The organism is Pontibacillus sp. HMF3514 (assembly GCF_009858175.1).
In the GTDB taxonomy this organism is placed as follows: domain Bacteria; phylum Bacillota; class Bacilli; order Bacillales; family BH030062; genus Pontibacillus.
In genome coordinates this window covers 3,324,443-3,350,198 of record NZ_CP047393.1, presented here as the reverse complement: position 1 = coordinate 3,350,198, position 25,756 = coordinate 3,324,443, and the positions used below count along the sequence as shown (strand labels likewise).

Sequence of the window (25,756 nt, the reverse complement as noted above, 5' to 3'; positions counted from 1 at the left end):
TTTTGATTTTACTCTTTATACCTTTTTTGGGTTTATTCTTCTTAATATTTATGAGCGCAAACAAAGAAAAAGAAAAGCGCGAACTACCTGACTGGTTATTACAAAAATCCCAGATAGACAATGATCCTTTCTATTACAAGAATTATGCAGAACAAACTATGAACACTGTTCCGTTTCAAGATGTTTTGCTTTTAAACGAAAATCACATTAGACGTCGAAAGCTTTTGCAGTTATTGAAACAAGATTCTTTTAAAGATATACAAATGTTGAAAGTGGCCTTAGAAAATGAGGATACAGAAACATCACATTATGCGGCATCATCTATTTTAGAATCGAAAAGGAAATTACTGAATGATATGCAAGAGATTGAAGTCCAACTTAATAAAAGTGAGGATGAAGATTTAGAACTATTGCTGATGTATAGTGAGAGAATGAAAGAATATATTGATTTGGAATTTGTAGATGAGAATACAAAAAGAAAGTATATGTATCAATATACATCCATATTAGCCAGAGTCCTGGAAGAAGAAGAATCTCAACCTAAACACTTTATAAATAAGATTGAGTATGATTTACAGTTAAAAGAGTACCAACAAGCTTTACAGTATAGTCAAAAGTTTCTTAATGCCTTCCCTTATAATGAAGATGCTTATTTTGCTGCTATGAAAGTGTACTATGCTCTGGAAGATGAAGAACGATTTAGAAAAGTGTTAACTCAACTAAAACAGTCTACGATCACACTATCTCCTAAGGGGTTAAACCGAATCCGTTATTGGAACAGGAGGCAACATGATGGAACAGAAGTTTGAATTCGGTAAAACCATTTATGTCATTATTATCCTTGTCATTACATTCGGAATTTTCCTAGAGGTAGTACGATCTGATTATATACTTACGCTTAGAGAGTACTCAAATGACTCCTTCCGCAAAGAATCTATAGACACTAATGATAGCCCTGTAATACCGACGGATGGTAAAGGGGAAGAGGAAACGTATTTAATCGTATATGATAAAGAAGATACATCGAGTAAAGATTTAAAGACCAATATTGTATCCACACTTACAAATATAAGGAAACCAAACGATTCTATTCCATTTTCACAAATTCAATCTGATCTTGATTCCTATTCTTCGATTATCTTAACTTCTGAAAATCTAGATAAGTTTCCTAATATTCAAGACCTAGCTTCTTATGTAGAAAATGGGGGAGCTGTTTTATTTGCAGTAAGACCTATTCCTGGTGATGCTCTATATTCTTTATATAGAAAAATGGGAGTTTATGAAATTGGGCCTTTAATTCAAACAAAGGGAATTAGGATGGAATCGAACTTACTCCTGAAGCGGAAAGGGGTAGTTATTGATGATTCTTTTCTTACAAACTCTTCGTTGGCTGTAAGGTTGGATGAAAAGGTTTCGTTGCATGCTACATCTATAGAAGGTTATCCGTTACTGTGGGAGCGTAGATATGGCGAGGGTATGTTTGTTATGTTCAATGGCACAATGCTCCATGAAAAAATCAATCGTGGACTTTTAACCGGTGCCATTGGGGCATTACAGAAAGACTTCATTTACCCAGTGCATAATTTTAAATTAACGTATATTCATTCTTTCCCAGCGCCCTTGCCTAAAGGAAGCAAATCATTAGATCAAGAGTTTTATCGTGATACATGGTGGCCGTATGTAAAGGATACATCGAATCAATATCATTTATCTTTAACCAGTGGTTTTTTGATGTCTTTTGATGAAGAGAAAGAAGAGGGAACAAAGATCCCTGAATATGTGAAAAGGGATTTTGTGAAATATGGAAGAGAACTGTTGAATCAAGGTGGCGAATTAGCTTTGGCGGGGTATAATACACAGCCTTTAACACCTGAAACTGATTTGCGAGATGTATCTCAGTCCGTAATATCATTTATGAAAGAAACGATGCCCACTTATTCCCTAACTTCTTTTATGCCCTATAATGGGAAATTGAATGATCATATTACACAAGAATTTACTGATTTTTTTTCGGATATAGACACCATCATTCCATCTTATTTGGAAGACGATTTTGGGGTTGAAAATGGGGTTGTTTATGTACCATGGGTTACGAATGGTTATCAATACTCAGATGTTGTGAAGTGGAAGATGGCAAATAGTTTAACAGCTTCAGGTATTTTCTCACATCTAATCACTCCATGGGATGAGGAACTCATTAATTGGCGTAAAGCCTCTAAAGATTATAAACAAATGTTACAGGATATATCAAAGCAATTTCCGTGGTTAAAAAGTGTAACTGCCTCTGAAGCTGGTCACTTATTAAAAGAATGGGAACAGACCGATGTGAAAATATTCCGAGATGACCAAGGTATCCAAATTTATCAAAGCATGCCATATGCCTCTTCCTATATCCTAAGAACCAAAAAACTAGTCTCAAATAAACAGGGATGTACCGTAGCTAAAATAGATCAGGATGTCTATTTGATTCAGACAGAAAAGAGGATATGTGAGGTGGAGGTGAAAGAATAATGGCCAGAATTTGTTTGATTTTGGAAGGGTCCTATCCATATAAATCTGGTGGTGTTTCAACCTGGGTGGAAACCTTAATATCGAATTTTCCTGAGCACCAATTTATCATTTACGCTATTGAAGCTGAAGAAAAGGACTCTTTTGAATGCTATATTCCTGATAATGTCCTCTATGTTGAAAGCCATTTTTTAAATATAAAAAATCTTAAAAATGGTTCGTGGGGGAAAGGTTATCGATTGACTGACCAAGAAAAACAAGCAGTTCAATCTTTATTGACTGATGAGAAAACAGATTGGAAAGTAATTTTTGATTTATTCAAAAGTAGGCGAATCGATTCTGTCGTGAACTTCCTGATGAGTAGAACCTTTTTAGATATTCTTAAAGAAGTCACACTCCACTATTATGATCACTATCCATTTACCGACTTATATTGGATGTTACGCTCTATGATTTTACCTTTATTATTAACCATTAAACACCCAATTCCTGATGCGGATTTGTATCATAGTTGTTCAACAGGGTATGCGGGTGTTGTAGGCAGTTTAGCTAAGTATCGATATAATCGACCATTCATAATTACGGAACATGGCATATACACTCGGGAGCGAGAAGAAGAGATTATTAAGGCGAGTTGGATGCCAGGATACTTAAAGGAATTTTGGATACAACACTTTTACAATATGTCTAATTGTGCTTATTCCTTAGCCGATGAAGTCATCACGCTTTTTGAAAAGAATAAAGAAATTCAAATTGAGGTTGGATGTGCCCCAAGCTTACTAGCTATAGTACCAAACGGAGTTGATTTGGAACGGTATCAAGACATTCATAAATTTAATAAAGAAAAACAGGGTCTGATCATTGGGGCGATCGTTCGTGTTGTGCCTATTAAAGATATTAAAACGATGCTGCAAGGTTTTGCAATTGTTAAAAGAGCATTACCACAATCAAAATTTTTCATTATGGGCTCTATACATGAAGATACTGAGTACTATGAAGAATGTTTGCGACTTGCTGATTCCTTAGAATTAACAGATGTCCATTTTACTGGGAAAGTAGATATTCATCATTATTTAAAACAAATAGATATACTTGTTTTATCGAGTATAAGTGAAGGTCAACCTCTCGCCATTTTAGAAGGAATGGCTAGTGGGATACCTTTTGTAACGACGGATGTTGGAGGGTGTAAAGAGTTAATAGAAGGGCCAAATGACGAAATAGGACATGCGGGAGTTGTTGTACCCATTATGCACTATTTAAAGCTAGCGGATGGGATTATTGAATTAGGAAAAGATCCTGAGTTACGTGAAGTCATGGGAAGAAACGGTTTGAAGCGTGTGAAAGCTTATTATCAGAAGTCTCACTTTTTGGATGAATATAGGGCCATATATGAACGAAATGGAGGGAGTTAATTGGCTGGGATTGGATTTGAACTTAAAAAGCTTTTCAACTCATCTACCATTTTTTCGAACTTTAAAGCTTATGGATACTCGACGATTGTAACCGTCGGGCCTATGTTTCTTTGTATCATTATGATTTTGGTAACACGTTATCTGCTTAAATGGATTGGGGCTCCTAGTGGAGAAATTGAATTATTTATGAGTGCCTCTCAATACGCATTTATCTTTTCTCAGATCATCACTGGAGGCTTCACCTTTTCAATTTCTCGATATGTGGCGGATCAAACCTATTTAAATAAGAATGAATACATTTTATCATCCATGTACGGTCTTATTAGCATTTGTGTAATGCTTGGTGGGGTAGTAGCTTTTATTTTTTATTTTGATTCACCACTAGACTTTGCATTCAAGCTCTCTAGTTTCTTGTTTTTTATTTGTCTTATTATCATATGGGTTCAAGCTATGTATGTTTCAGCTTTGAAAGATTATATTAAGATCGTTCGCAGCTTCATAGTTGGAGTATTAATATCCACCATTCTTATTTTGATTAGCGTTATACTTTTTAAGTTTAAAACAGCTACTGCCATTTTTATTTGCTTAGATGTAGGTTTTTTTATTATGGTACTTCAATTTTCTAAGACAATTCGCGATTACTTTCCAGTGAACAATCAATTGTATTTTCATTTTTTAATATATCTAGAGAAGCACCCTTATCTCTTCTGGGGAGGGTATCTGTTTACAATAGGTTTATATAGTCATCTGATCATGGTGTGGTTTACTAAGTACCAAGTTGTAATTAAGGATACATTTTATATTGCCCCTTTCTACGATGTCCCTGTTTTCTTTTCCTACTTAACGGTTTTGCCATCAATGATTTTATTTATGGTTTCGGTTGAAACAAACTTCTATAAGTCTCATAAACTATATTATCATCGTGTAATTCATGGAGCCTCTCTTAAAGATATACTGAATGCCAAGAAGAAACTTTTTAAGGTGGTTTCACTTGAGTTAACGTTTATTGCTGAAATCCAATTATTTGTGGTCATAACTTCAATAGCCATAGGAGTTCAATTTTTTCCGGAGATTGGCATGACACCAAACCAAATTCATATCTTTACTGTTTTAACGCTAGGTAATTTATTTTTTATATTAATGAACACTATCGTTATTATGATGTTATATTTTGATGCTCAAAAGATTACGTTTTCTTGTTTAGCCCTATTCTCTGTTTCTTCTATTACACTAGTGGGAGTGGGGATCGTTCATAATATTTACGGTTTTCCAATGTTTATCTCTTCATTTCTAGCGTTTTCTTTAGCTTTCTATTTGTTAAGGAGAATATTAAATAACATTGATTACAATACTTATTGCACACAACCCATCATTTATTTTGAACAAGAGACTAAAATAGAAGCCTTTCTTAAGAAGCTGAAACATCATAGCTAAGGGAGGGTACAATATGAATATGAGATTTTTTCGGATCACAATAGGGGCTATGATTTTACTGGTTTCAGGATGCTCTGAGTTGAAAGAAGAGGAAACTCTCCCTTCTCCTGAAGAACCTTCAAATGAACAATTTGAAGAGTTAGGAGTCCAGGAAGATCCGCGAATCTATCAATATGACAAAGATGGAGAAATTGCACATGTTTACGTGACAATTTTTCCTGAACAAAAAGATGATCTGAGTTTTTTTGATTTAAATCACTGGTATTTAGCTAGAAGTTATAAAGAGGCTAGTCCAGAGCTAGAGGTATTTTTTCAAGAAGGGAATGAAAATGGTCCCGATGCCTCTGTTCGTAATATTGACGGTCAGATGCCTAATGCAACCATTGAAATAAGAGGGAACTCAAGTAAGGGTGAGGTTCAAAAATCATATAAAATTAAGTTATTTAAAGATAAAGAGCTATGGATGGGACAAGATACTCTCAATTTAAATAAACATTTTGATGATGAGACACGTGTTAAGAATAAGCTTTCATTTGATTACTTCGAAAGGTTACCAGATATCCCTAGCTTGAGAACACAATTTGTGGAATTACATGTAAAAGATTTGACTGAAGATAGGGGAAAAGAGCAGTTTGAATCTTACGGTCTCTATACACATGTGGAACAAGCGAATAAAAGCTACTTAGGCTCTCATGGTTTAAATCCCTACGGTCACCTTTATAAAATAAGTGATTTTGAATTTTATCGTAAACCAAATGTTATTCAACTTGCAGATGAACCAGGCTATGATGTAGAAGCTTTTGAAAATATCATGGAGATAAAAGGAAGTGAGGATCATGCCAAGTTAATCTCAATGCTAGAAGATGTAAATAACTACAAGCTAGATTTTCGTGAAGTATTCGAGAAACATTTTGATAAAGACAATTATTTAACTTGGATAGGTACGAATATATTATTTGGAAATGTCGATACCATGTCAACAAACTATTATTTATATAGTCCTGTCAATTCTACAAAATGGTATTTTATCCCTTGGGATTATGATAAGGCTTGGGGGTATGATCGTAACGAAATTCGACAAATCCCAGAATGGCAAATGGGATTATCACGCTACTGGGGATCAGTGCTTCATCGTCGTTTTTTTAAAGATCCTGAGAACGTAATAGCTCTGCAAAGTAAACTAGATGAGCTAATGGAAATTATTACGCCACAACAGACAAAAGCATTTTTAGATGTATATTACCCGAGTGTAACAAAACTTGTAAAACGTCCACCAGACCTCCATTACTTAAAGGAAGGTGTAGGATCTTTTGACGAGATGTATTATAGATTAGTTAATAATCCGCTAAAGAATAAACAAAAATTTGATAAATTGCTTGAATATCCTCTCCCGTTTTTTATAGATGCGAATGCAACAGATAAGGGGGAACATGTATTTACATGGGATCACTCGTATGACTTACAAGGAGATGACTTAACCTATACACTCGAGGTTGGGAAGGATCCAAATTTTAATGAAGTTGTATATCGTGCAGAAAATTTAATAAGAACTTCTGAAAAGGTAGAAAATCTAACTCCAGGTACGTATTACTATCGAGTTCTCACAACGGATGATAAAGGACATGAACAAATTGCCTTTGAAAATTATTTACGGGAGAAGGATGGTGTGATTTTCTGGGGTGTAAAAGAGTTGGTGGTAGAATGAAAAAATTCCGTCATGAACTGAAATTTTATATTAATCAATTTGAGTATGAAATATTAAGGAAAAAGGTAGGGGCTGTATTATCATTAGATGCACATTCAAATGATAATAGTGGTTACCTCATCCGAAGTCTGTATTTCGATAACATGCATGACAATGACTTGTATGAAAAGAACTATGGGATTTTGAGGCGTAAAAAGTATCGAATTCGCGTGTACAACTGTAGTGATCAAGTGATTAAGCTTGAACGTAAAAATCGAGTTGGCGAATACATCATGAAAGAGTCTGCCTCCCTTAGTCGTGAAGAATATGAAAAGATTATGTCTTGGGATTACAGTTTTTTAAATCAACGCGATGAAAAGGTAATGAAGGATTTTTACTTTCTTTTAAGAAATGAACATTTATCGCCTCGTCTGATTGTCGATTATATGCGAGAAGCATATGTTGGGAAAGAAAGTGATGTCCGGATAACGTTTGATAAAGGGTTATCTACATGCAGCGGAAATGTAGAGCCCAATTATCTGTTCAATCCTCATTTGGCTACGGTCGAAGCTCTTTCTTTTCCTACTTTAATTATGGAAGTGAAGTATAACGAATACTTGCCAACGATCATTCGTCATCTTCTCCAACTTGATCGACATCATCGTTCAGCTATATCAAAGTACGTCATTTGTCGTGAAAAGAAAATGCAACTCCAAAATTTCTAGAAAAAAGGAGGGATGAATGATGCAGGACTCCTATAATTTTAACGATATTTTTAAAAAGAATTTCCTAAACATTGAAGCGTTCTCTAACATATCAATTATTGGTGTATGTGTAACGTTATTCGTTTCATTATTAATAGGTTTATTCATATTTTGGATTTATAGAAAGACTTTTAATGGTGTTGTTTATAGTCACAATTTTAATGTGACACTCGTCTTAATGACGATGATCACCTCTCTTATAATTATGACAATTAGCACAAATATCGTTCTATCATTAGGAATGGTCGGTGCTTTAAGTATAGTTCGCTTTCGGACAGCTATTAAAGACCCTTTAGATATTGTTTTTATGTTTTGGGCTATATCGGTTGGAATAGCTTCAGGAGCGAAAATTTTTGAAGTGGCTGTGGTTGGTTCTTTAATCATTGGTGGGGTCGTGTTTCTTTTTTCACGAAAGAGAAGCAAGCCTTACACATATTTGTTGATTGTCCATTATGAAATAGAAGCATATTTTGAAATTAAACAGCGTTTAAAGAAGATGAATTATGCTATAAAATCAAAAGTTGTTAGACAAGAGGTTACAGAGTTAACGCTTGAATTAAAATTAAAAGATGATAACACATCTTTTGTAAATGACATTGCTGACATACCTGGTGTTAAGGATATATCCCTTGTCCATTACAACGGTGACTACGCAGCATAAGGTGCATGAAATAAAAACCAGCTCTTAATGTAAGAGCTGGTTTTTAGCATATCTATACCTCTTCTTTTTCAAGAATCAGGTAGTTAAGATCTTTCGTTGGAATTTTATTATAATCTTTTTGTTTAGCAATATAGAAAATGATCCCTAGAAGTACCCAAACACCTAATGCGATATAAGAAGGTGCTGTTAAGGAAGATTGTAACGGCCAGAACATCAATAAGATGAAGAAGCCGATTGCACTCAGGATACCTAAGAAGGATAGAGTTTTCTTCCCTGGTGTTGAGAATTTCTTAAACGCTGTCGCACAGCAATAGAAATAGGCGATTGTTACACCAACAGAAGACATGCTTACAACCCAACCTAAGGCTTCGCGACCGAACCATGGAGCAATCATTGTTAATAACGCTGTGAAAATGATTCCTACATATGGTGTCTTGAAGCGTGGGTGAATACGGTGGAACATCTGTGGTAAGATGCGAGCACGTCCCATTGCGAACATTAAACGACTAGAAGATAGAAAGAAACCATTTAGTCCTGTGAAAATTCCCATCGTTAGTGCGATTGCAATGACGAATACACCTGCACGTCCCAGTAATCCTTCAATAGCATCTCCTGTACCCCAGCTAGAGTTTGTTGCTTGAACTTGTTGGATCAATTCTTGCCAAGGCTGAATGCTTGCTGTAATCAAAATCATTGCTGAATAAGCTGCACCTGCTGCGATTAAAGCATACACAATTAAACGGAATGCTTTTTCTGGAGGGAAATTAAATTCCTCTGCAGCTTGTGGAATATTGTCAAACCCAACATAAGCCCATGGAGCAATAGCTAATATCGCTAAAATAGAAGCGATTGCTGGTTGTCCAGGATCAAAAGCTGGCTGAATGTTACTAACTGTTGCTGAATCATTCAGAAATACTGAAATTCCTAATAGTGCAATACCACCAAGTAAAACCATCGTAAATATAAACTGCGTTCGACCTGAAAAGCTTGCACCACGAATATTTAAGATAGCAAATACGATAATAGCGATTGTTGAAATGAGCACTTCACCAAGGTAAACATCCCATCCGGCAACTGTGTAGAGATAACCGACTTTGACGATTGACGGGAACAGGAATTTACCGAGCAACGCTAGTGCTGAAGCGTTTAGTGCTACGATACAAATATAACCAAGTGTGAGGAACCACCCTGCTATAAAGGCATTGGTTCGTCCAAAACCGATATACGCATAAGCGAATTCTCCTCCGGAAACAGGAAAGTGTTTGATTAGGAAACCATAACTTACACCAATGATCGTCATTAGTATGGCACCTAAAATCAACCCGATAACAACAGCCAATGGTCCTTTACCACTCATCCAGTCTGTAGGAAGTACAAATGCGCCCCAACCAACAGCTGAACCAAATGCGATGGCCCAGACCCAATGGGGTTTAAGGGTTTTCTCTAACTTTTTCCTCTGTGGATTTCCCATAAATTAAAATAAGCCTCCTATGTTTTAAGTCCTACCCATTATACGCAATTATTGCCGAATGATGTCAAATGATATTTGTAAGTTGTTTTCTCAAATGTTCTCTGTTTATTATCATCACCGAATTCATGGGAAAATATTTATTACTTGAGGTAAGTAAAAGCTTTTCCAACATAAGTTTTTCAGCCTATTTTTTGAAAAAGGAGTTTAATTTAGGTGCTTTTAGGTTATATGATATACGCTATAACTATTTATTAGGAAATTTACATAAAAGGATGAAGTAAATGTCGTACCACGTACAAGTAGCAAAGTTATTTTTTAGACGAGAGGACAGTCTTTTCAGGATTCGAGAAGCGGAACAATTACACGGGCTCTGGAAACGAGTGGCGTGGTTTTTTGTTTTTTCCATGTTGTTATTCGGATTTTTAGCATGGAAGGGTCTTGGTATGGACCCGATTTCTGTTATAGCTACTGAGCTTAGTTTTGCCGAATATGAGTCCTTAAAGCTTTTCTTCCTATTAGGACGGGCTATATTTGGAATTCTTTTAGCTCTAGCGATTCTATTTTTTACACCATTAGTATTCTGGATATTCACTGATATCCCATATCGTAAACTTGTGACTGTGCAACTGAATGTGCTGTTGGTAATGTTTATTGAACGTCTTACATGGGTGTTTTTCATTCATTACATAGGTCTTGATTGGTACGTCTCCCCATTATCATTTGGGATTATTACGTCTTACATAACGCAAATCGATTGGTGGATATACTTTTTTGGAGCGTTTTCCATATTCCAAATTTGGATTATGTGGTTCCAATGGAAAGCAATCACCGACTTCTCTGAAATGGCTAAATGGAAGGCATGGATGTTAGTGATCTTACTTCACATATCTTATTGGGCAGTAGCAGCTACCCTAGCCATATATGACCTTCAATTACTGTAAAATCTATACCTTATAAAGAGTAAAAGAATGCGGGGAATCGAGATGAAGAAAAAGACAAAGCTATGGCTGATGAGCCTGTTGATTCTTTCTTTTGCTATAGTCAATTTGTTTCTCGTTTGGCTGGATGAAACGAACATCCAACAAAAATCTTACATACAAAAATGGGAGCAAACGTTTGAAGAAGATCTATATAACGAACTGTTAGCAGAAGGAACATTGAAAGCAACAACTGAAAATCACGTCTATTTTGATGAGCAATTAGGATCTTTCCAACGATTTTTAGTAGAAGAGGGGCAGCCAGTTGAAGCTGGGACGCCTTTATATGAATATGTAGTTCGTGACTATCAGAAGAGCATTGCTGAAACGGAAACGGAAATTGCCAAAACAGAAGGGGAATTGCTTGCTTTAGAGGATTACTTAACAAGTGTTGAATTTATTGATGTTCCGGAACCAGATCCAGAAGAAGAGAATCAACGACCATTTGCTGAAGCAGAGGTAGCCAAACAACAACGCATAGCAAAAGTTGAATCTCAAATTGCACAAAAAGAGGCGCAGCTCACGGCACTAGAGGACCGATTAAGTGATCTTGAGAGCAGAGATCAAGTGGTACAGGTTGCGAGCCCTTATGAAGGAACGGTCACCAATTTAGCTCAATCTCTCCAAGACCCCGTCGTTACGCTTAAACAATCGGATCTTGTTATAAGAGGTTTAGTCGATGAAGGCGTTCACCAGCAAATTACAACAGATATGAAAGCACGCGGAGAATTGTTGAACCAGGAATATGCATGGAAGGGAACCGTAGATACGATTGATACGTACCCAGAAAAAGAAAAGGATGAGGTAAGCTACTACCCTTACGAAATTCAGGTTGAAGATCTAAAAGAAGATCTCAATCCTGGTTACCATACGACCGTTTCCTTCATTACGAATGAAGCGCAAAATGCCATAACAGTTGAGATTGCGTGGATTCAAGAACGAATTGAGGAAGTAGAACCTGCTAAAGAAGAGGATAATCCGACAGATGAATCAGACACAGATGACCAAACAACAGATCAAGAAGACCCACTACCATTTAAAAAACAGCGCTTTGTTTGGGCGATGACTGACAAAGGGGAAACCGTGATTCAGCCTATCGAACTTGGCATGATAATGGGTGACCTCGTTCAAGTTACGGATGGTTTAGCTCTAGGGCAATGGGTTGCAGATGAAGAAGAAAGTCAATTCCGAGAGGGAAGCACATTCCTAACACCTATCAACTTAGATCATCTATCTTTACTGCAAACAAAAGAATCCAACGGCAAAACCATTTGGAATTACATGAAGATGGGGATGCTCGTACGGTAAAACCTCCTGTCTCAGGAGGTTTTTCTATTATCATAGCAAGGTATGATACGATTAATTCTAAAGAATAAGGGGGAGAAGTGTTTATGAAGAAATTGTTGCTGACTGGATTTGAGCCATTTTTGGATTTCACGATTAATCCTACTATGAGTGTTGTTGATGACCTGAATGGGAAACATATAAATGAATATGAAGTTGTTGGGAGAGTGTTAACAGTAGATTTTAAATCTTCAGGAGCAGAGATGTTAGAACATATACGCTCTGAAAAACCTGATGCTGTAATTGCTTTAGGTCTAGCGGGTGGTCGGTATAAGATTACTCCTGAGCGGATTGCTGTGAATTGTAATGATGGAGATCGAGATAATTCAGGGAATCTACCTCAAGGGGAAAAGATTATGGAAGATGGTCCAGACGGGCTTTTTTCAACTCTTCCTATTAGGGAGATCGTAGAAATTTTGAATGAAACGGGATATCCAGCTGATATTTCTAACACAGCTGGGACTTACCTCTGTAACCACGTCATGTATCAGGCGCTATTTGAACTTAAACAGCAAAATAAAGCTGTACCAGCCGGTTTCATCCATATTCCAGCTTCACATGAACTTGCCATTCAACATAAGAAAATCCCGAGTTGGTCTCAAAATGATTTAACAAAAGCCATTGAAATCTCGATTGAAACATTGTCTTAGGGAGGCTTTTACATATGGGAAATGAATTGAATATTCATCCTTTAGGTGATTCGGCTTTAACGATCAAGTTAGATGATAACATCTCTCCGGAAGTGAATCAGAAGGTGCTAGCTTTAGCTAAATCAGTAGAACAAAAGGGATCTCGATCAATCATAGAGATAGTTCCTGCTTATACGACGATTGCTGTTTATTTTGACCCATTCGTTACGAGCTACGACTACCTGTCGAAATCTATTCATAAGTCATGGCAAGACCTTGAAATAGGTGAAGAAAGCATTAGTCGAGATGAAGTCATTATTCCTGTTCTTTACGGTGGAGAAAGGGGTCCTGACTTAGGAACAGTTGCTCAACACAACGGATTAACGCCTGAAGATGTGATTAAACGCCATACAACGAATGACTACCTTGTTTATATGATCGGCTTTTTACCAGGTTTTCCATACTTGGGTGGATTAGATAAAGAGCTTGCTACTCCAAGGCTAGATACCCCACGTCAAGAAGTTAAAGCGGGTTCGGTCGGTATAGCAGATCAACAAACAGGTGTATATTCCCTAGATTCCCCAGGTGGTTGGAATATCATCGGTCATACTCCTGTGAAATTTTTTGATCCAGAACGGGAGGAGCCTTTTTTATTAAGAGCGGGTCAGTCTATACGATTTAAAGAAGTTGATGAGAATGAATGGCACTCCATTCAAGATAGCGTAAAGCGTGGCACTTATGAAATAGAAGTACGTCGAGGAGGAAGTAAAGAATGACTCGAATTGATATTAATGCAGACTTAGGTGAAAGCTATGGAGCATTTCAAGTTGGAGAGGATAAAAAACTTCTTCAGGTAATCTCCTCAGCCAACATCGCCTGTGGTTTTCATGCTGGGGATTACAACGTAATGGATTCAACGATTCAGTTAGCAAAAGAACAAGGTGTGGCGATAGGGGCTCACCCTGGATTTCCTGATTTATTTGGATTTGGCCGCAGAGATATGAGCATGTCTCCTGAAGAGATCTATCGTGCCATGATTTATCAATTAGGAGCAATCTCTGGGTATTGTCGTGTGCATGATGTTCAACTAAGTCATGTGAAACCTCACGGAGCTTTATATAATATGGCTGCTAAGCAAAAGGAAGTCGCTGAGGCTATAGCAAAAGCTGTTTATGATTTTGATTCCTCTCTTATTTTATTTGGTCTATGTAATAGTCTCTTGATAGAGGAAGGTAAGCGCATAGGGTTAAATGTAGCTGCTGAAGCCTTTGCAGATCGTACGTACACGGAAGAGGGACTGTTGACTCCTCGCGGTCAGGATCATGCCGTATTGACAACAAAGGAAGAAATAGAAAAGCAGGTCTTAAACATGGTGGAGAATGGTCAGGTAACTACACCCTCGGGGAAAAACATTGAACTAAAACCAGACACGATCTGCTTTCATGGAGATGGATTAGCTGCTTTTGTTCATGCTGGTCATATGAAGCGTGTGCTTGAGGAAAAAGGAATAACTGTTCAGAGCGTGGGTGAGTAGTATGAGTATCCCGATTTTTTCAGTTAAGAAAGCTGGCGTGTACACTTCCTTTCAAGATAAAGGTCGATACGGATTTCAATCAAAAGGCGTTCCAGTATCAGGTGCCATGGATCGTTACGCAAGTGTAATCGCTAATCACCTTGTTCAAAATGATGAGGGAGAAGCTTGTCTTGAAGTTACGTTTGGTGGAACTGAACTGATTGCGGAAAAAGACCATCTTATTGTGATCTGCGGTGCTGACTTAGACGCTAAACTCAATGGCGAAGCTGCACCCTTATGGAAAACAGTTGTGATTCGAAAGGGAGATACATTGAAATTTGGCGGTCCTAAAAATGGGACACGTGCTTATATTGCTGTGCAAGGTGGGTTTAACGCTCCTTCTTATTTAGGGAGTTATTCTGTCTATGAACGCGGGGGACTTGGAGAGAGTGTTGCCAAGTCGGACTCTTTATATGTGAAGCAAGAATCTTATAACTCAGTTAATAGAGGAATAGTAGAGCGATACCTGCCTTCTTATGAAAAAGAGATAGAGATTGGAGTTATACCTAGTCATCATCAAGACCTTTTTGAAGAAAATAGTTATGCTGCTTTTTTTGAAACGGAATACCAAGTCGCAGGTGGTGACCGGATGGGGATACAACTGAAAAACGATAACAAATTGCGTTTTAAAGATCGTGGTGACATCTTATCGGAACCGACTACATTCGGAACTGTTCAGGTACCATCGAGTGGAGATCCCATTATCCTGATGGCTGATAGTCAAACCACTGGGGGATACGCAACGATCGGAACGGTCGTGACTGCAGATTTGTGGAAGGTTGCTCAATTACCACCTGGAGGAAAGGTTTCATTTAAAGAGGTTGGTCTAGATGAAGCGGTTGAACGACATAAGGAGCAGCAGGAATTGTTGAAGTGGATATAAAGAGGGCATGTGATATGATCTATCACGTGCCTTCTTTTTGATATATGCTAAGAGTGAAATAATCTAGAATTAAGTGGATGGTATCCGGAAAAATAAGAGCTCAATCTAGAATTAAGTAGGTCCTATCCGGAAAGATAAGAGCTCAATCCAGAATTAACTAGGTTCTATCCAGAAATATAGGAGCTTAATCCAGAATTAACTAGGTTCTAACCAGAAAAATAAGAGCTCAATCCAGAATCAAGTAGGTTCTATCCAGAAAAATAGGAGCTCAATCCAGAATTAAGTGGGTTCTAACCAGAAAAATAAAAGCTCTATCCAGAAATAAAGGGGTTCTATCGAAAAAATAAGAGTACATTCCAGAACTATGACCGTTCTAACAAAAAGAGCACTCCAACCAGAGTCAGAGCGCCCACTTCATATCATTATACAACTACCAATCCGTACGTTTATACCTCTCCAACAAGTCCTCAATAAAATGAAGAAGCTCAGGTCGAAGCTCATCACGTTTTAAAGCAAGTTCAATCGACGTTTTGATAAATCCAAGCTTTTCCCCTACATCATAACGATCTCCTTGGAATTCGTAAGCAAACACACGCTGGATTTCATTGAGCTTTTGAATTGCGTCCGTTAATTGAACCTCACCACCAGCGCCTACCTCTTGTTTATCTAGGAACATCATGACTTCAGGTGTTAAGATGTAGCGTCCCATAATCGCTAGGTTAGAGGGAGCATCGCCTGGTTGTGGTTTTTCGATAAAGTTACGAACATGATAGCGATCGCCTTCTTGATCAGAAGGGTCAATAATACCGTAACGATGGGTTTCATCCTCAGGTACTGATTTAACACCTACTACAGAAGAGCGTGTCTCTTCATATTGTTCTATCAGCTGCTTTAAGCAAGGTGTATCGGATTCTACAATGTCATCTCCTAGTAGTACTGCAAAAGGCTCGTCACCAATGAATTTACGTGCACACCAAACGGCATGGCCTAGTCCCATAGGTTCCTTTTGGCGAATATAGTGAATTTCTACTTTTGAAGATTGTTTCACCTTTTCTAGAAGCTCTAGCTTTTCCTTCTTAACCAAGCTTTCTTCAAGTTCAAATGCATGGTCAAAATGGTCCTCGATCGCACGTTTCCCTTTTCCCGTTACAATAATAATATCTTCAATACCTGAATCAATAGCTTCCTCTACTATGTATTGAATGGTTGGCTTGTCTACAATTGGTAGCATTTCCTTAGGCATTGCTTTTGTTGCAGGTAAAAATCTAGTTCCTAGCCCTGCTGCTGGTATGATGGCCTTTTTAATCGTCATGGTTAGACTCCTTCCGCTATTCCTTAATTACTTCTAATTATAATGTTATCGAAATGAAAAATAAAATGCGAGAAATGTAATGGAATTGTTATACCAGTTGAGATAGGGGTGTGGTAGAATGAGATAAATATTTCAAGGAGCACTAGACATGAAAAAGATGTTGTACTGGCTTCTGCCGCTCAGTTGGATGGGTGTGATCTTTTACTCATCATCCACACCTTATCAAGAACAAGATATGAAGCCCTTTTTGAGTAAACACGCAGATTTATCTTTTTTAAAACCTCATCTAGATTCAATCGTATTCACCTATCATCAATCTGAGGTAAGTGTAGCGAATTTAGGTGTGGAAGGATTTATTGAGTATTTTTTACGAAAAGGAGCACATGTAACGGTGTTTCTTCTTTTGTTTTTATTGATATATATAGCTTTCAGAAAAACAACGAATCTTACGCTTCATGTATGTATAGGATGGAGCTTTATTATAACAGTTATTTATGCAGCTTTTGATGAAGTCCATCAAGGTTTTACACCAAACCGCACACCTTATTTTGGGGATGTTGTGTTAGATACTGCAGGAGCATTAATAGGTCTAGGCCTGGTTTATTTGTATATGTTTGGAAAAGTGAAAAAAGGGAAGAAAACAAATAAAGCTAGTCGTTAGGCATTTCGCAGTGACGAAACAATTAACGAAGCATACAATACACCGAGGTGGTCAACATGGAAAGACTAAACTCAGAAAAATTACAATCAATCCTTGAATCGCTTATTGATAAAACAGAACGTTATCATATTGATACATCAGAAGAAATGATTGAACAACTCATATCCCAATTGGGTAAGTTTAAAGCGCAATAATTGAATGGGTGTTTAGAGACCGGCTAATCCTAGCCGGTTTTTTTATGTCCAGCTCCATCTCCCAGCAACTAAGGGACTTCCCTCGCCTCCGTACGATAAGTCAACATCTATACGCCAAGGCTCATCGTGTTTCCTTTATAGTACTACGGGCTCAGTACAGTCCCTTCGTTGCTAAACGGTCGATTGCACTTTTCTTATTGCTAAAATATGTGTTTTCTTTTAATAGGAAATGGGAATCAGTATGTGAAACGAACTGCTATTATTTGGAATGTATGGGAGAGAATATGTCGAAACTAATAGATTTATATCATAAAAATTGGGTTGTTAGTGAAACTTTTCTAGTCCTTTGATCGTCTATAAATGTGTAGAATCGTACATTTGTCCAATGTATTTTTATATGCAAAAATTGTATAATTTTAGCAAGTAGAGAAAGAGATACTAAGGGAGGATCATTATGCTACATAAGAGACTAAGACATCAGTGGTTTGTTCGTGTCCTTTCGGTTCTAGTAATCTTTCAACTCATCGGCTCTTCGATGGAGTTGTCCTGGTTAAACTGGACTGATCAAGGAAAAGTAGAAGCAGCGGCTTATGAAATTACAGAAACAAAGAAAATTCTGCCTAGTGCAACCTATAAAACTGAGAGATTAGATGAGGGTTACCTTGAAGAAAATGTGAACATTATGCAGGTTCATGTAGGTAATCCGTACACAACCATACAAATGAATTATCCAAAACCATTCCCTTCACTTGGAACGGTTACATCACAAGCAAAAACTGTGAGCAAAGAAGGTAACCGAGTAGTAGGGTCAATTAACGGATCTTTCTATCATACTACTAATGCTATGCCGGCTTATTTAATCTCTGAAAATCAGTCTCTATTTAACTTAGGGGCAATTTCAGCTGGATCAGATGAATATATGAGTGTTCCAACCGCATTTGGTATGACGAATGACGGAAAAGCGATGATAGGAAAATATGATTTAGATATGCGTTTCCTTCATGATGGGGGCGTTATTAGTGTCGACTCCTTGAACCGGTCACGAGGGGCAGGGGAGATTATTTTATACACCTCCTCCTATCATTTAGATTGGACGAAAACAAATAAGTACGGAATGGAAATTACAGTTGATAATACGGACAAGTCCCTTGACTCAGATAATATAAAATTTGGAGACCTTATCACTGGTGAGGTCACTGATATTCGAGAATATGGAGAAGAAGGGCGTACTAAAATTCCTGAAGATGGATTTGTACTCTCCATTCAAGGTGGACAGCTTGCCGAGCAGTTTAAGTACACAGAAGTTGGAGAAGATATCACTCTAAGAGTGGATATAGATGATAAATGGAAAGATTCTAAGTTTATGATGGCAAGTGGTCCTATGCTTGTTAATAATGGTGAAGTTGATTTAACGATTGACAAAGACAGTTACAGAGCAGATACACGACATCCTCGTACAGCTGTTGGAACAAACAAAGATGGTTCAAAAGTTTACTTTATTACGGTTGATGGTCGTCAAAATGGTTTTAGTGACGGAATGACTTTAACGGAGTTCGCCAATTATATTAAAAGTAAAGGAATCTATGATGCTATTAATCTAGATGGTGGTGGATCTACTACCATGGCAGCTAGACAGCCGGGAGATATGTACCCTTCAGTTCTTAATAGCCCATCTGATGGAAGGCAACGTGCTGTATCCACAACGTTACATGCGGTAAGTACTGCACCAACTGGAGGTCCAGCAATTCTAGAAGCGCACAGACGTGAAGAAGGGAAAGTTGTAAAAGGGTCTTCAACACGTGTGGCTGTAGATTATCTATTAGATCGATACTACAATCCGCTTAATATTGATCAATCTAAGTTAGAGTACTCTGTGGAAGGTAATGTAGGTCGTATGGAAGGCGAAACATTCTTTGCAGAGAATGAAGGCTCTGGCCAAATTGTTATTTCTTATGGAGATGCTGAGAAGAAGCTTCCAATAGAAGTTGTTGAAACGGTTGATCGCTTAGAAATTACACCTGGAGATGTAATCTTAGGTACAGGTGTAGAGCAACAATTTAATGCTCAAGCCTTTTCGAATGATAATTCCAAACTCATCTTTAATGAGAGTACAATAGAATGGAAAACAGAAGGTGACATTGGAGAGATTGATCAAAATGGTTTATTAACAGCAGCTAATAGCTCAGCTGAAGGTTCAGTTATAGCTGATCTTAATGGCTATGAGTATAAAACTTCTATTACGGTTGGTGGAGATCGCGATGTAATTGATGAATTCACAAGCAATAATGCTTGGTATCTTGATACGATTAGAGCACGTGGATTTGATCGCATCAGTAAAGCATTCGAACCAGTAGCTTCTGGAGACACATCAATGCACCTCGAATACAACTTTGCAACTGGTGAAGAAGGAACTGCTGCAACTTACATTGTTCGAGAGAACCCAATTGAGATCAATGGAAGACCAGATCACTTAGGTATGTGGGTTTATGGCGATGGCAAAGATCACTGGTTACGTGGCAAAATACAAGATGGTAATGGAGATACGTATTCCATTAGCTTCACAGAGAATGGGGAACTGAACTGGAATGGCTGGAAGTACGTCACAGCAGACATTCCAAGTGAAGCCAAACTTCCACTTAAGGTAAGTAAACTATACGTTGCTGAACCTAGTGAAGATAACAAAGACTGGGGTACACTTCATCTAGATCGCTTAAGTGCATCTTACAAGGACGAAGAGGAATCCCTGGATAACCTTGTCGATCATGCCTTTGTGAACAACAGTAAGGAATGGACGATTACATTCAGTACAGAGTTAATGGACTCAAGCATCAATAGCGAGAGCATTTACGTTCAAGATGTAAATGGAAACAAGGTCGATGCAAATGTGTCATTAGACTCTAGTGAAACTAAAGTAACCGTTACTCCAGCAGGTGACGGCTACACAGGAAACAAATTCTATCAGCTCGTCGTTACCACAAAAGTTAAATCAAGTGGTGGAGCAAATATGAGACAAGAAGTTACAAAAGTATTCCAAGTCAAATAAAGTAGAGATAGGCCGTCCCTCAATGGGGCGGTCTTTTTTTTAAGTAAAGAAAATTGGAGCTCATAGATGTCTAGCTCCAGCGCCCAGCAACGAATGGACTTCCCTCACCTCCGTACGATAAGTCAACATCGAATCGCTAAGCTCTTCGTGTTTCCTTTACACATTTGATGACATGAAATTTTAGCAAAGAAGTGATTCGACGTAGTCAAAATTTCTAAGTAAAAGTACCACGGCAACTAAGCTTCTGTCTGCGCCTGCGGCTTGCCAATCAGCAAGTTTGGTTAATCGTACTACGGGCTCAGTCCAGTCCCTTCGTTGCTAAACGGGCGCTTGCGCTTTTCTTATTAGTGACTATAGTCTCATATCAGGATTTATAGCAATTTATTCTTTATGTTCTATGATAAATGTCCGATATAAAAGTATATATGAAACTGTCAGGATACGAGGTTTAAGTACATACTTCTACAATCTGAATAGGAGAAAGGGGGGGAAGGCACGAGCTGAAGCACCAAGGACCTGACATCGAAGTTAAACTCAGTTCGTGTCTAATTATGAGAAAGATGATGAAAACGTCAAAGAGAATGTGGTTTACACTCATTGCAGTTCTGCTCTTATTTGCAGGCTTTATGAGCTACCCTTCAACCACTACTCCTCAAATCGTTGAGGCGGCTAGTGGTGGACAGGTGATGATTACATCGAGTTTTGAAGAAAGAAGAGGTCGCACAGTAAGTTTATCCGTACTTGTATCAGACATTGAAGATGCAGCTGCTGGTTCGTTTGAGCTTCATTATGATGCTGATGTTGGTTATGTAACTGATGCGGAAAAAGGAGATGCAATGCCTGAAGGAGCATTATTTGTAAAGAATATTGATCAGGCTCGAAAAGGTGTCATTAAGGCAGCGTGGGCAAGTAATGAAGGACAGGTTAAAGATGGCTCATTACTTACTCTTGAGTTCCGTTTAATGCACAGAAACCGAAAGAATAGCTCGGATTTAGATCTTTCTAATGTCCAACTGTTTGATGAAGATGGTGACCCTATTTCGTTCAATGTGGTGGATGGAGACGTGAAGCCATTCAACGGAAAGAAAAAGGCTAGCCAAAAGAACATCAATTCTAATAAGACTTGGACAATCAAGTTCAATACAGCAATGAATCGTAGCACGTTAAATCCTCATACGATTACCGTGACGGATGATCGTACTGGTGAAAAGATTCCAGTAAAAGTTCAAATGAGTAAAGATAAAAAATCTGTAACAGTATCTCCTGTTAAACACTATATAAAAGGGAGTTACACGCTAACAATTAGTGATCAAATTCAATCTTCACACGGAGACAGCTTAAAAGAAGCTGTTCAACTTCCATTTACCGTAAACTAACAAAAAGGTGGTGACCAACATGAGAAAATTGATGATGACGTTATTGGTTTTTGTATTAACAACAACTTTAATGCTACCAGGGATGTCAGATGCAGCTTCATCTCGAAGTCCAATGATTGAGGTTGGAAGTGTAAGTGGTTTGGATGGGGAAGTAAAAGTTCCAATTCGACTACATAATCTTTCTCGTCTTTCTACAGGAAGTTTTAAAATTGATGATCCAACAAGTTCAGCTTTTGAACTGGAGCGTTTTGAGTTAACACCAATGTTCGATGGAGGCCAATTTAATACCACTCCTAGAAAAGATGGAGAGGAGCTCTATGTTGACTTTATTTCTAGTGATGAAGGAAACAACGTGAATGTAGAAGAAGCAACAATTGGCTATATCGTTTATGATATTTCGGAGTCAGCAGGGAAAGGTACGCAATCCCTTTTATCCCTTGAAGAAGTCTCTTTGCAAGATCAGTCTGGAAGAGACCAGCGCTTTGAACGATTCAATGGCATGCTAACGAAAGAGCGTCCTATGGGAGATGTGTTAGGAACGAACGAAGTAAATGCTGCACAAGCCCTTCGCATTCTTCAGCATGTGAGTGGTGATAACCCACTTAGTGGTTATGATGTAAAAAATTCAGCTGATGTTGATGGGGATGGAAACATCGCTCAAGCAGATGCTATGAAAATATTACGTAATGTAACAGGCTTGGAAGATAGTTTTATTCAAATCAAAACGAACAAATTACCTAATGTATTATTGGATCAAGAATACCATGCCCAACTACAAGCTGACTTTGGAGCGGAACCTTACACATGGTCAAGAGGTCGTGGAAGCCGTTTACCATCAGGAATCCGACTAGATTCTGAGACAGGCGTGTTATCAGGTACTTCTACAAGAGAAGGGGAATACAGCTTTTCTATAGAGGTTACAGACCGTAATGGGAACTCTACCTCAAAAGAATTTAAAGTTAATGCAATTGAAAGCAACGTAGAATCGATTGAAAGCTTAGATCCAGTTTCCGTTGAAGCGGGTGAAACACCTACACTTCCATCTTCAGTAGAAGTAACGTATAAGGACGGCTCTACTGCACAAGAAGATATATCTTGGACTCCAGTAAATACATCTCAAACAGGAACTATTGTTGCTACAGGGGATGTTGGAGATACAGGATTAACGGTTTCCATTGAGGTAGTCGTACATGATGACGGCGAAGAGCCTTATATTGCAGAGGATCAAATAGTGAGTGTAGAGAATGATTATTTAAGTCTTTTAAGCATTCACACAATTGAGGTTAATGTAAAGAAAGCTGTTTATAAAATGGATGTTGAAGCTCAAATTCGTACAGATTCAGGACGAACTAGGAAAGAATCAATTCCAATGCACTACGAAGGAAATAACAAGTTCAGTTTAGCTACACCACGCTTGGTATCTGGACAAACAATAACTCTTATTGCTTATGATGAATTTGGAGATAAGATTACAGAGAAAGAATATAGGCTTAAATAAAAGGGGGAGAAAAGAGATGAAGAATATGATGAGAAAGTCTATGACTCTTCTATCATTAGCTTTAATGGTTTCTTTTGTTGCTAACTTAGGAAACCCTGCTTTTGTATCAGCTGCAGCAACGCTAGAAGATGATATTACTTCTATTGAATTTACTGATATTAATCAGAATTCAGCTACGATTGAGCTAGATGCTAAGACAACTAAAGAAGCAGATATGCTTTATTATTTAGTGACTGATAGTACAAAACCTATTAGTAACTATTTTGATGATAATTATGGTTTTTATTCTGGTGAGCTAGAACAGATCGTAGTAGATCCATATAAAGACTTGTATTCTAACTTTAGTACAGATGTGGATACAGACATTATTACAGGAAAGCAAGCTATAAATTCTGGTTCTACAATCACGTTAAATTTAAACAACAAGATCCAACCAAATACCAATTATCAGGTTTATCTTGTAGCTGGTTATAATGAACCTGGTACAGCACAGCCTACTGTGAAAAATGGAGGAAATACTGAAGCTCTTATGCTAAGTTACAATGGGTCTAATAATTTCTCAGTAGTAGGTGAAAACACTAGTAGTAATACTTATGTAGCAGATAAGACAAATGATGACAAAATTCATATATACAAAGATAGTATATCTTCTGGTAACGAATTACTTGTATTAGATATACCTGTAAATGAGTATAAACCAGGTGATCAATGGGTAATTGAAGATAACAGCAATAACAATAATGTTATCCCAAAACCACATGCACAATTTGTTGATACGACTTCTGCAGCAAAAATTTCAAGTATGGTTAATGATGCAGATCTCACACAAGGGGAAATCCGTTTCTCAACAGATTCCTTTACACAAATTAAGGATGGATTTGGATACGATAACACGAAAACTGGATTTTACGTTACAGGGACGCCTTCAAACATCCAGACTGAATGGAACTATACACGTGGAGTACTCTCAGGAAACCTTGGAGATGTAACAATCCGATTTGATAGTAATATTTCTTTAACAGACAATGGAGAAGGTATTAAGATACTTGATACTTTAACCAATGAAAATTATCTAACTGGGACTCCAAATGTATCTAATGGAAATGAGCTAATTATTGACTTCAAACCACTAAAACCAAACCGTCAGTATTTCGTTCACATTCCAGATGGTGCAGTTGCTACGGAAACCAATGAATATGGTTTAGGTGAGTTCAACTCAGACGTATTTGATCGTCTAATTTTCTACACAGAGAAAAAGCCAAGTGTTGTAAGTGCTTATTTTAGCCCGGGTTCTGATCACTTTGATCCAGACTCAAGTCCATTCCGTATGAGCTCAAGTGATGAAATCTACCGAATTCCAGAATTAATTGGTGTTAACAAGATTGGTGTAGGTGTAAACCAGGCGTTAGTTATTCAGTTTGATGATAAAATTTCAAACTTAAATACTGGTAAAGTATCTGTTACAACGAATCCTGTTAACCCGGATCTTAATTATAGTGCAGAAATTAATGAAGATAATCCAACTGAACTACTTATTACATTTGATACATCACACCCAGATCGTTTGTTAGAGTACAACACGAAGTACACAGTAACGATTGAGTCAGGCGCTTTAAAAGACCGTTACGGTGGCGGTGTTTACTCTGAAAACGACAAAATGATTTTCAAATTCAAAACAGCGGATGGTTTCAACAATGCATTCATGCGTAAGACTGCTCAGGAATTAAACAGCGGTATCTTGCAAACTCCAAGTGAAAACATCGCGATTGATATTCCGAAAATATATATTCAGCAGTTAGAAACAATTCACTATCGTGATGGTTTGATCTCAGATGAGCGCACTGCTCCAAACCTAACGAATATCAAAATCGACGCTGAAGAAGACGTTGAGAAGATTAGTGTCGTTACGGACCGTGGTGTACGTCCTAACCTTACTAGAGGGGCAGGAGGACAGTTCTCCACTACATTTGCTGGTTTAAATGCTGATGTAACGGACATTGAAATAACAGCTTATGATGCTTACGGAAAAGTTCTTGAGCGTCGTTCATTCCGTCTTCAAGGCGCACCAGGATCTGAGTTTAAAAATGATTATGTTCCTGAAATTACGGATAACTTCGGTAAAATCGTGTCACTATACGAACTTATGAAAGACCCAGAGATCATGGAAGATGTACTTGAACAGATTCCTGTTAGTGAACTTGATCGAATTGGCGTATTCCAGCCTTACTTTGAACCATATGATTTAATTACGGATTAAAAGAAAACATAAAGGAGGAGCTCCCTTCACAATAGGGAGCTCCTTCTTTTTTTTGCATAAGAAAAGGGTGACGTT

21 protein-coding genes are annotated in these 25,756 nt (G+C 37.7%); 19 read left to right on the top strand and 2 right to left on the bottom strand.

All coding sequences use genetic code 11. The features are described 5' to 3' along the window. The first annotated feature begins 50 nt into the window (after positions 1-50). The 7 genes from GS400_RS17155 to GS400_RS17125 are packed head-to-tail and all read left to right on the top strand — an operon-like array spanning position 51 to position 8,463. Positions 51-809 carry a hypothetical protein gene (locus tag GS400_RS17155; protein WP_160103834.1) on the top strand — a complete coding sequence of 253 codons (759 nt, stop codon included), beginning with the start codon at positions 51-53 and terminating at the stop codon, positions 807-809. After that, positions 793-2,511 carry a DUF2194 domain-containing protein gene (locus tag GS400_RS17150; RefSeq protein WP_160103832.1) on the top strand — a complete coding sequence of 573 codons (1,719 nt, stop codon included), beginning with the start codon at positions 793-795 and terminating at the stop codon, positions 2,509-2,511. Before GS400_RS17155 ends, GS400_RS17150 begins: the two co-directional genes overlap by 17 nt. After that, positions 2,511-3,920 carry a GT4 family glycosyltransferase PelF gene (pelF, locus tag GS400_RS17145; protein ID WP_160103830.1) on the top strand — a complete coding sequence of 470 codons (1,410 nt, stop codon included), beginning with the start codon at positions 2,511-2,513 and terminating at the stop codon, positions 3,918-3,920. Before GS400_RS17150 ends, pelF begins: the two co-directional genes overlap by 1 nt. Next, positions 3,921-5,354 carry an exopolysaccharide Pel transporter PelG gene (gene pelG, locus GS400_RS17140; protein WP_160103828.1) on the top strand — a complete coding sequence of 478 codons (1,434 nt, stop codon included), beginning with the start codon at positions 3,921-3,923 and terminating at the stop codon, positions 5,352-5,354. Between the two features lie 13 nt (positions 5,355-5,367). Next, positions 5,368-7,059: a CotH kinase family protein gene (locus GS400_RS17135; RefSeq protein ID WP_160103826.1), complete on the top strand. Its 1,692-nt coding sequence runs from the start codon at positions 5,368-5,370 to the stop codon at positions 7,057-7,059. Next, positions 7,056-7,763, top strand: a complete 708-nt coding sequence (locus GS400_RS17130; RefSeq protein WP_160103824.1) for a polyphosphate polymerase domain-containing protein — start codon at positions 7,056-7,058, stop codon at positions 7,761-7,763. Before GS400_RS17135 ends, GS400_RS17130 begins: the two co-directional genes overlap by 4 nt. 16 nt (positions 7,764-7,779) lie before the next feature. Next, positions 7,780-8,463, top strand: a complete 684-nt coding sequence (locus GS400_RS17125; protein WP_236561011.1) for a DUF4956 domain-containing protein — start codon at positions 7,780-7,782, stop codon at positions 8,461-8,463. 52 nt (positions 8,464-8,515) lie between these two features. Here GS400_RS17125 and GS400_RS17120 read toward each other — a convergent pair whose 3' ends face one another. Further along, complete coding sequence (locus GS400_RS17120) at positions 8,516-9,934, bottom strand: APC family permease (protein WP_160103820.1); 1,419 nt, start codon at positions 9,932-9,934, stop codon at positions 8,516-8,518. Positions 9,935-10,215: 281 nt separating this feature from the next. On the opposite strand from GS400_RS17120, the gene GS400_RS17115 reads away from it, so the two are divergent. The 6 genes from GS400_RS17115 (at position 10,216) to GS400_RS17090 (ending at position 15,340) form a co-directional block, all read left to right on the top strand. Beyond that, the gene (locus tag GS400_RS17115) at positions 10,216-10,875 is read left to right on the top strand and encodes a hypothetical protein (protein WP_160103818.1); all 660 of its coding nucleotides are present in this window, start codon (positions 10,216-10,218) and stop codon (positions 10,873-10,875) included. Positions 10,876-10,917: 42 nt separating this feature from the next. Continuing rightward, positions 10,918-12,219 (top strand): efflux RND transporter periplasmic adaptor subunit, encoded by a 1,302-nt coding sequence (locus GS400_RS17110; protein ID WP_160103816.1) that lies wholly within the window; start codon positions 10,918-10,920, stop codon positions 12,217-12,219. A gap of 83 nt (positions 12,220-12,302) precedes the next feature. Continuing rightward, complete coding sequence (locus tag GS400_RS17105; protein WP_160103814.1) at positions 12,303-12,905, top strand: pyroglutamyl-peptidase I; 603 nt, start codon at positions 12,303-12,305, stop codon at positions 12,903-12,905. 14 nt (positions 12,906-12,919) lie between these two features. Further along, a complete protein-coding gene (gene pxpB, locus GS400_RS17100) occupies positions 12,920-13,660 on the top strand; it encodes a 5-oxoprolinase subunit PxpB (RefSeq protein WP_160103812.1) in 741 nt (246 codons plus the stop codon). Next, the gene (locus GS400_RS17095; RefSeq protein ID WP_160103810.1) at positions 13,657-14,418 is read left to right on the top strand and encodes a LamB/YcsF family protein; all 762 of its coding nucleotides are present in this window, start codon (positions 13,657-13,659) and stop codon (positions 14,416-14,418) included. The genes pxpB and GS400_RS17095 overlap by 4 nt, the downstream gene beginning before the upstream one ends. A gap of 1 nt (position 14,419) precedes the next feature. Further along, the gene (locus tag GS400_RS17090; RefSeq protein WP_160103808.1) at positions 14,420-15,340 is read left to right on the top strand and encodes a 5-oxoprolinase subunit C family protein; all 921 of its coding nucleotides are present in this window, start codon (positions 14,420-14,422) and stop codon (positions 15,338-15,340) included. A 430-nt stretch (positions 15,341-15,770) separates the two neighbouring features. On the opposite strand, the gene galU is transcribed toward GS400_RS17090, so the two are convergent. Beyond that, on the bottom strand, positions 15,771-16,652 hold the full coding sequence (gene galU, locus GS400_RS17085) for a UTP--glucose-1-phosphate uridylyltransferase GalU (protein WP_160103806.1): 882 nt from the start codon (positions 16,650-16,652) through the stop codon (positions 15,771-15,773). 148 nt (positions 16,653-16,800) lie between these two features. Here galU and GS400_RS17080 point away from each other — a divergent pair, with 148 nt between their 5' ends. From GS400_RS17080 to GS400_RS17055, 6 genes are all read left to right on the top strand, one after another. Next, on the top strand, positions 16,801-17,313 hold the full coding sequence (locus tag GS400_RS17080; RefSeq protein WP_160103804.1) for a VanZ family protein: 513 nt from the start codon (positions 16,801-16,803) through the stop codon (positions 17,311-17,313). A 56-nt stretch (positions 17,314-17,369) separates the two neighbouring features. Then, on the top strand, positions 17,370-17,507 hold the full coding sequence (locus GS400_RS17075; RefSeq protein WP_160103802.1) for a hypothetical protein: 138 nt from the start codon (positions 17,370-17,372) through the stop codon (positions 17,505-17,507). A 454-nt stretch (positions 17,508-17,961) separates the two neighbouring features. After that, positions 17,962-20,550, top strand: a complete 2,589-nt coding sequence (locus tag GS400_RS17070) for a phosphodiester glycosidase family protein (protein ID WP_160103800.1) — start codon at positions 17,962-17,964, stop codon at positions 20,548-20,550. Between the two features lie 551 nt (positions 20,551-21,101). Next, positions 21,102-21,926, top strand: coding sequence for an Ig-like domain-containing protein (locus tag GS400_RS17065; RefSeq protein ID WP_236561010.1), 825 nt, complete (start codon positions 21,102-21,104; stop codon positions 21,924-21,926). Between the two features lie 19 nt (positions 21,927-21,945). After that, positions 21,946-23,424 carry a putative Ig domain-containing protein gene (locus GS400_RS17060; RefSeq protein WP_160103796.1) on the top strand — a complete coding sequence of 493 codons (1,479 nt, stop codon included), beginning with the start codon at positions 21,946-21,948 and terminating at the stop codon, positions 23,422-23,424. Positions 23,425-23,440: 16 nt separating this feature from the next. Continuing rightward, entirely contained in the window at positions 23,441-25,681 is a 2,241-nt protein-coding gene (locus tag GS400_RS17055; protein WP_160103794.1) for an Ig-like domain-containing domain, read from the top strand. The last annotated feature ends 75 nt before the right edge of the window (positions 25,682-25,756 follow it).

Excerpts from the sequence above, each read along its gene's own strand:
- GS400_RS17080 (WP_160103804.1), top strand. The coding sequence starts at position 16,801 with ATGAAAAAGATGTTGTACTGGCTTCTGCCGCTCAGTTGGATGGGTGTG.
- GS400_RS17150 (WP_160103832.1), top strand. The coding sequence starts at position 793 with ATGGAACAGAAGTTTGAATTCGGTAAAACCATTTATGTCATTATTATC.
- pxpB (WP_160103812.1), top strand. The coding sequence starts at position 12,920 with ATGGGAAATGAATTGAATATTCATCCTTTAGGTGATTCGGCTTTAACG.
- GS400_RS17110 (WP_160103816.1), top strand. The coding sequence starts at position 10,918 with ATGAAGAAAAAGACAAAGCTATGGCTGATGAGCCTGTTGATTCTTTCT.
- GS400_RS17095 (WP_160103810.1), top strand. The coding sequence starts at position 13,657 with ATGACTCGAATTGATATTAATGCAGACTTAGGTGAAAGCTATGGAGCA.
- pelF (WP_160103830.1), top strand. The coding sequence starts at position 2,511 with ATGGCCAGAATTTGTTTGATTTTGGAAGGGTCCTATCCATATAAATCT.
- GS400_RS17055 (WP_160103794.1), top strand. The coding sequence starts at position 23,441 with ATGAAGAATATGATGAGAAAGTCTATGACTCTTCTATCATTAGCTTTA.
- galU (WP_160103806.1), bottom strand. The coding sequence starts at position 16,652 with ATGACGATTAAAAAGGCCATCATACCAGCAGCAGGGCTAGGAACTAGA.
- GS400_RS17125 (WP_236561011.1), top strand. The coding sequence starts at position 7,780 with ATGATGCAGGACTCCTATAATTTTAACGATATTTTTAAAAAGAATTTC.
- GS400_RS17115 (WP_160103818.1), top strand. The coding sequence starts at position 10,216 with ATGTCGTACCACGTACAAGTAGCAAAGTTATTTTTTAGACGAGAGGAC.
- GS400_RS17155 (WP_160103834.1), top strand. The coding sequence starts at position 51 with ATGAGCGCAAACAAAGAAAAAGAAAAGCGCGAACTACCTGACTGGTTA.
- GS400_RS17070 (WP_160103800.1), top strand. The coding sequence starts at position 17,962 with ATGCTACATAAGAGACTAAGACATCAGTGGTTTGTTCGTGTCCTTTCG.
- GS400_RS17120 (WP_160103820.1), bottom strand. The coding sequence starts at position 9,934 with ATGGGAAATCCACAGAGGAAAAAGTTAGAGAAAACCCTTAAACCCCAT.
- GS400_RS17105 (WP_160103814.1), top strand. The coding sequence starts at position 12,303 with ATGAAGAAATTGTTGCTGACTGGATTTGAGCCATTTTTGGATTTCACG.
- GS400_RS17065 (WP_236561010.1), top strand. The coding sequence starts at position 21,102 with ATGAGAAAGATGATGAAAACGTCAAAGAGAATGTGGTTTACACTCATT.
- GS400_RS17075 (WP_160103802.1), top strand. The coding sequence starts at position 17,370 with ATGGAAAGACTAAACTCAGAAAAATTACAATCAATCCTTGAATCGCTT.
- GS400_RS17135 (WP_160103826.1), top strand. The coding sequence starts at position 5,368 with ATGAATATGAGATTTTTTCGGATCACAATAGGGGCTATGATTTTACTG.
- GS400_RS17130 (WP_160103824.1), top strand. The coding sequence starts at position 7,056 with ATGAAAAAATTCCGTCATGAACTGAAATTTTATATTAATCAATTTGAG.
- GS400_RS17060 (WP_160103796.1), top strand. The coding sequence starts at position 21,946 with ATGAGAAAATTGATGATGACGTTATTGGTTTTTGTATTAACAACAACT.
- GS400_RS17090 (WP_160103808.1), top strand. The coding sequence starts at position 14,420 with ATGAGTATCCCGATTTTTTCAGTTAAGAAAGCTGGCGTGTACACTTCC.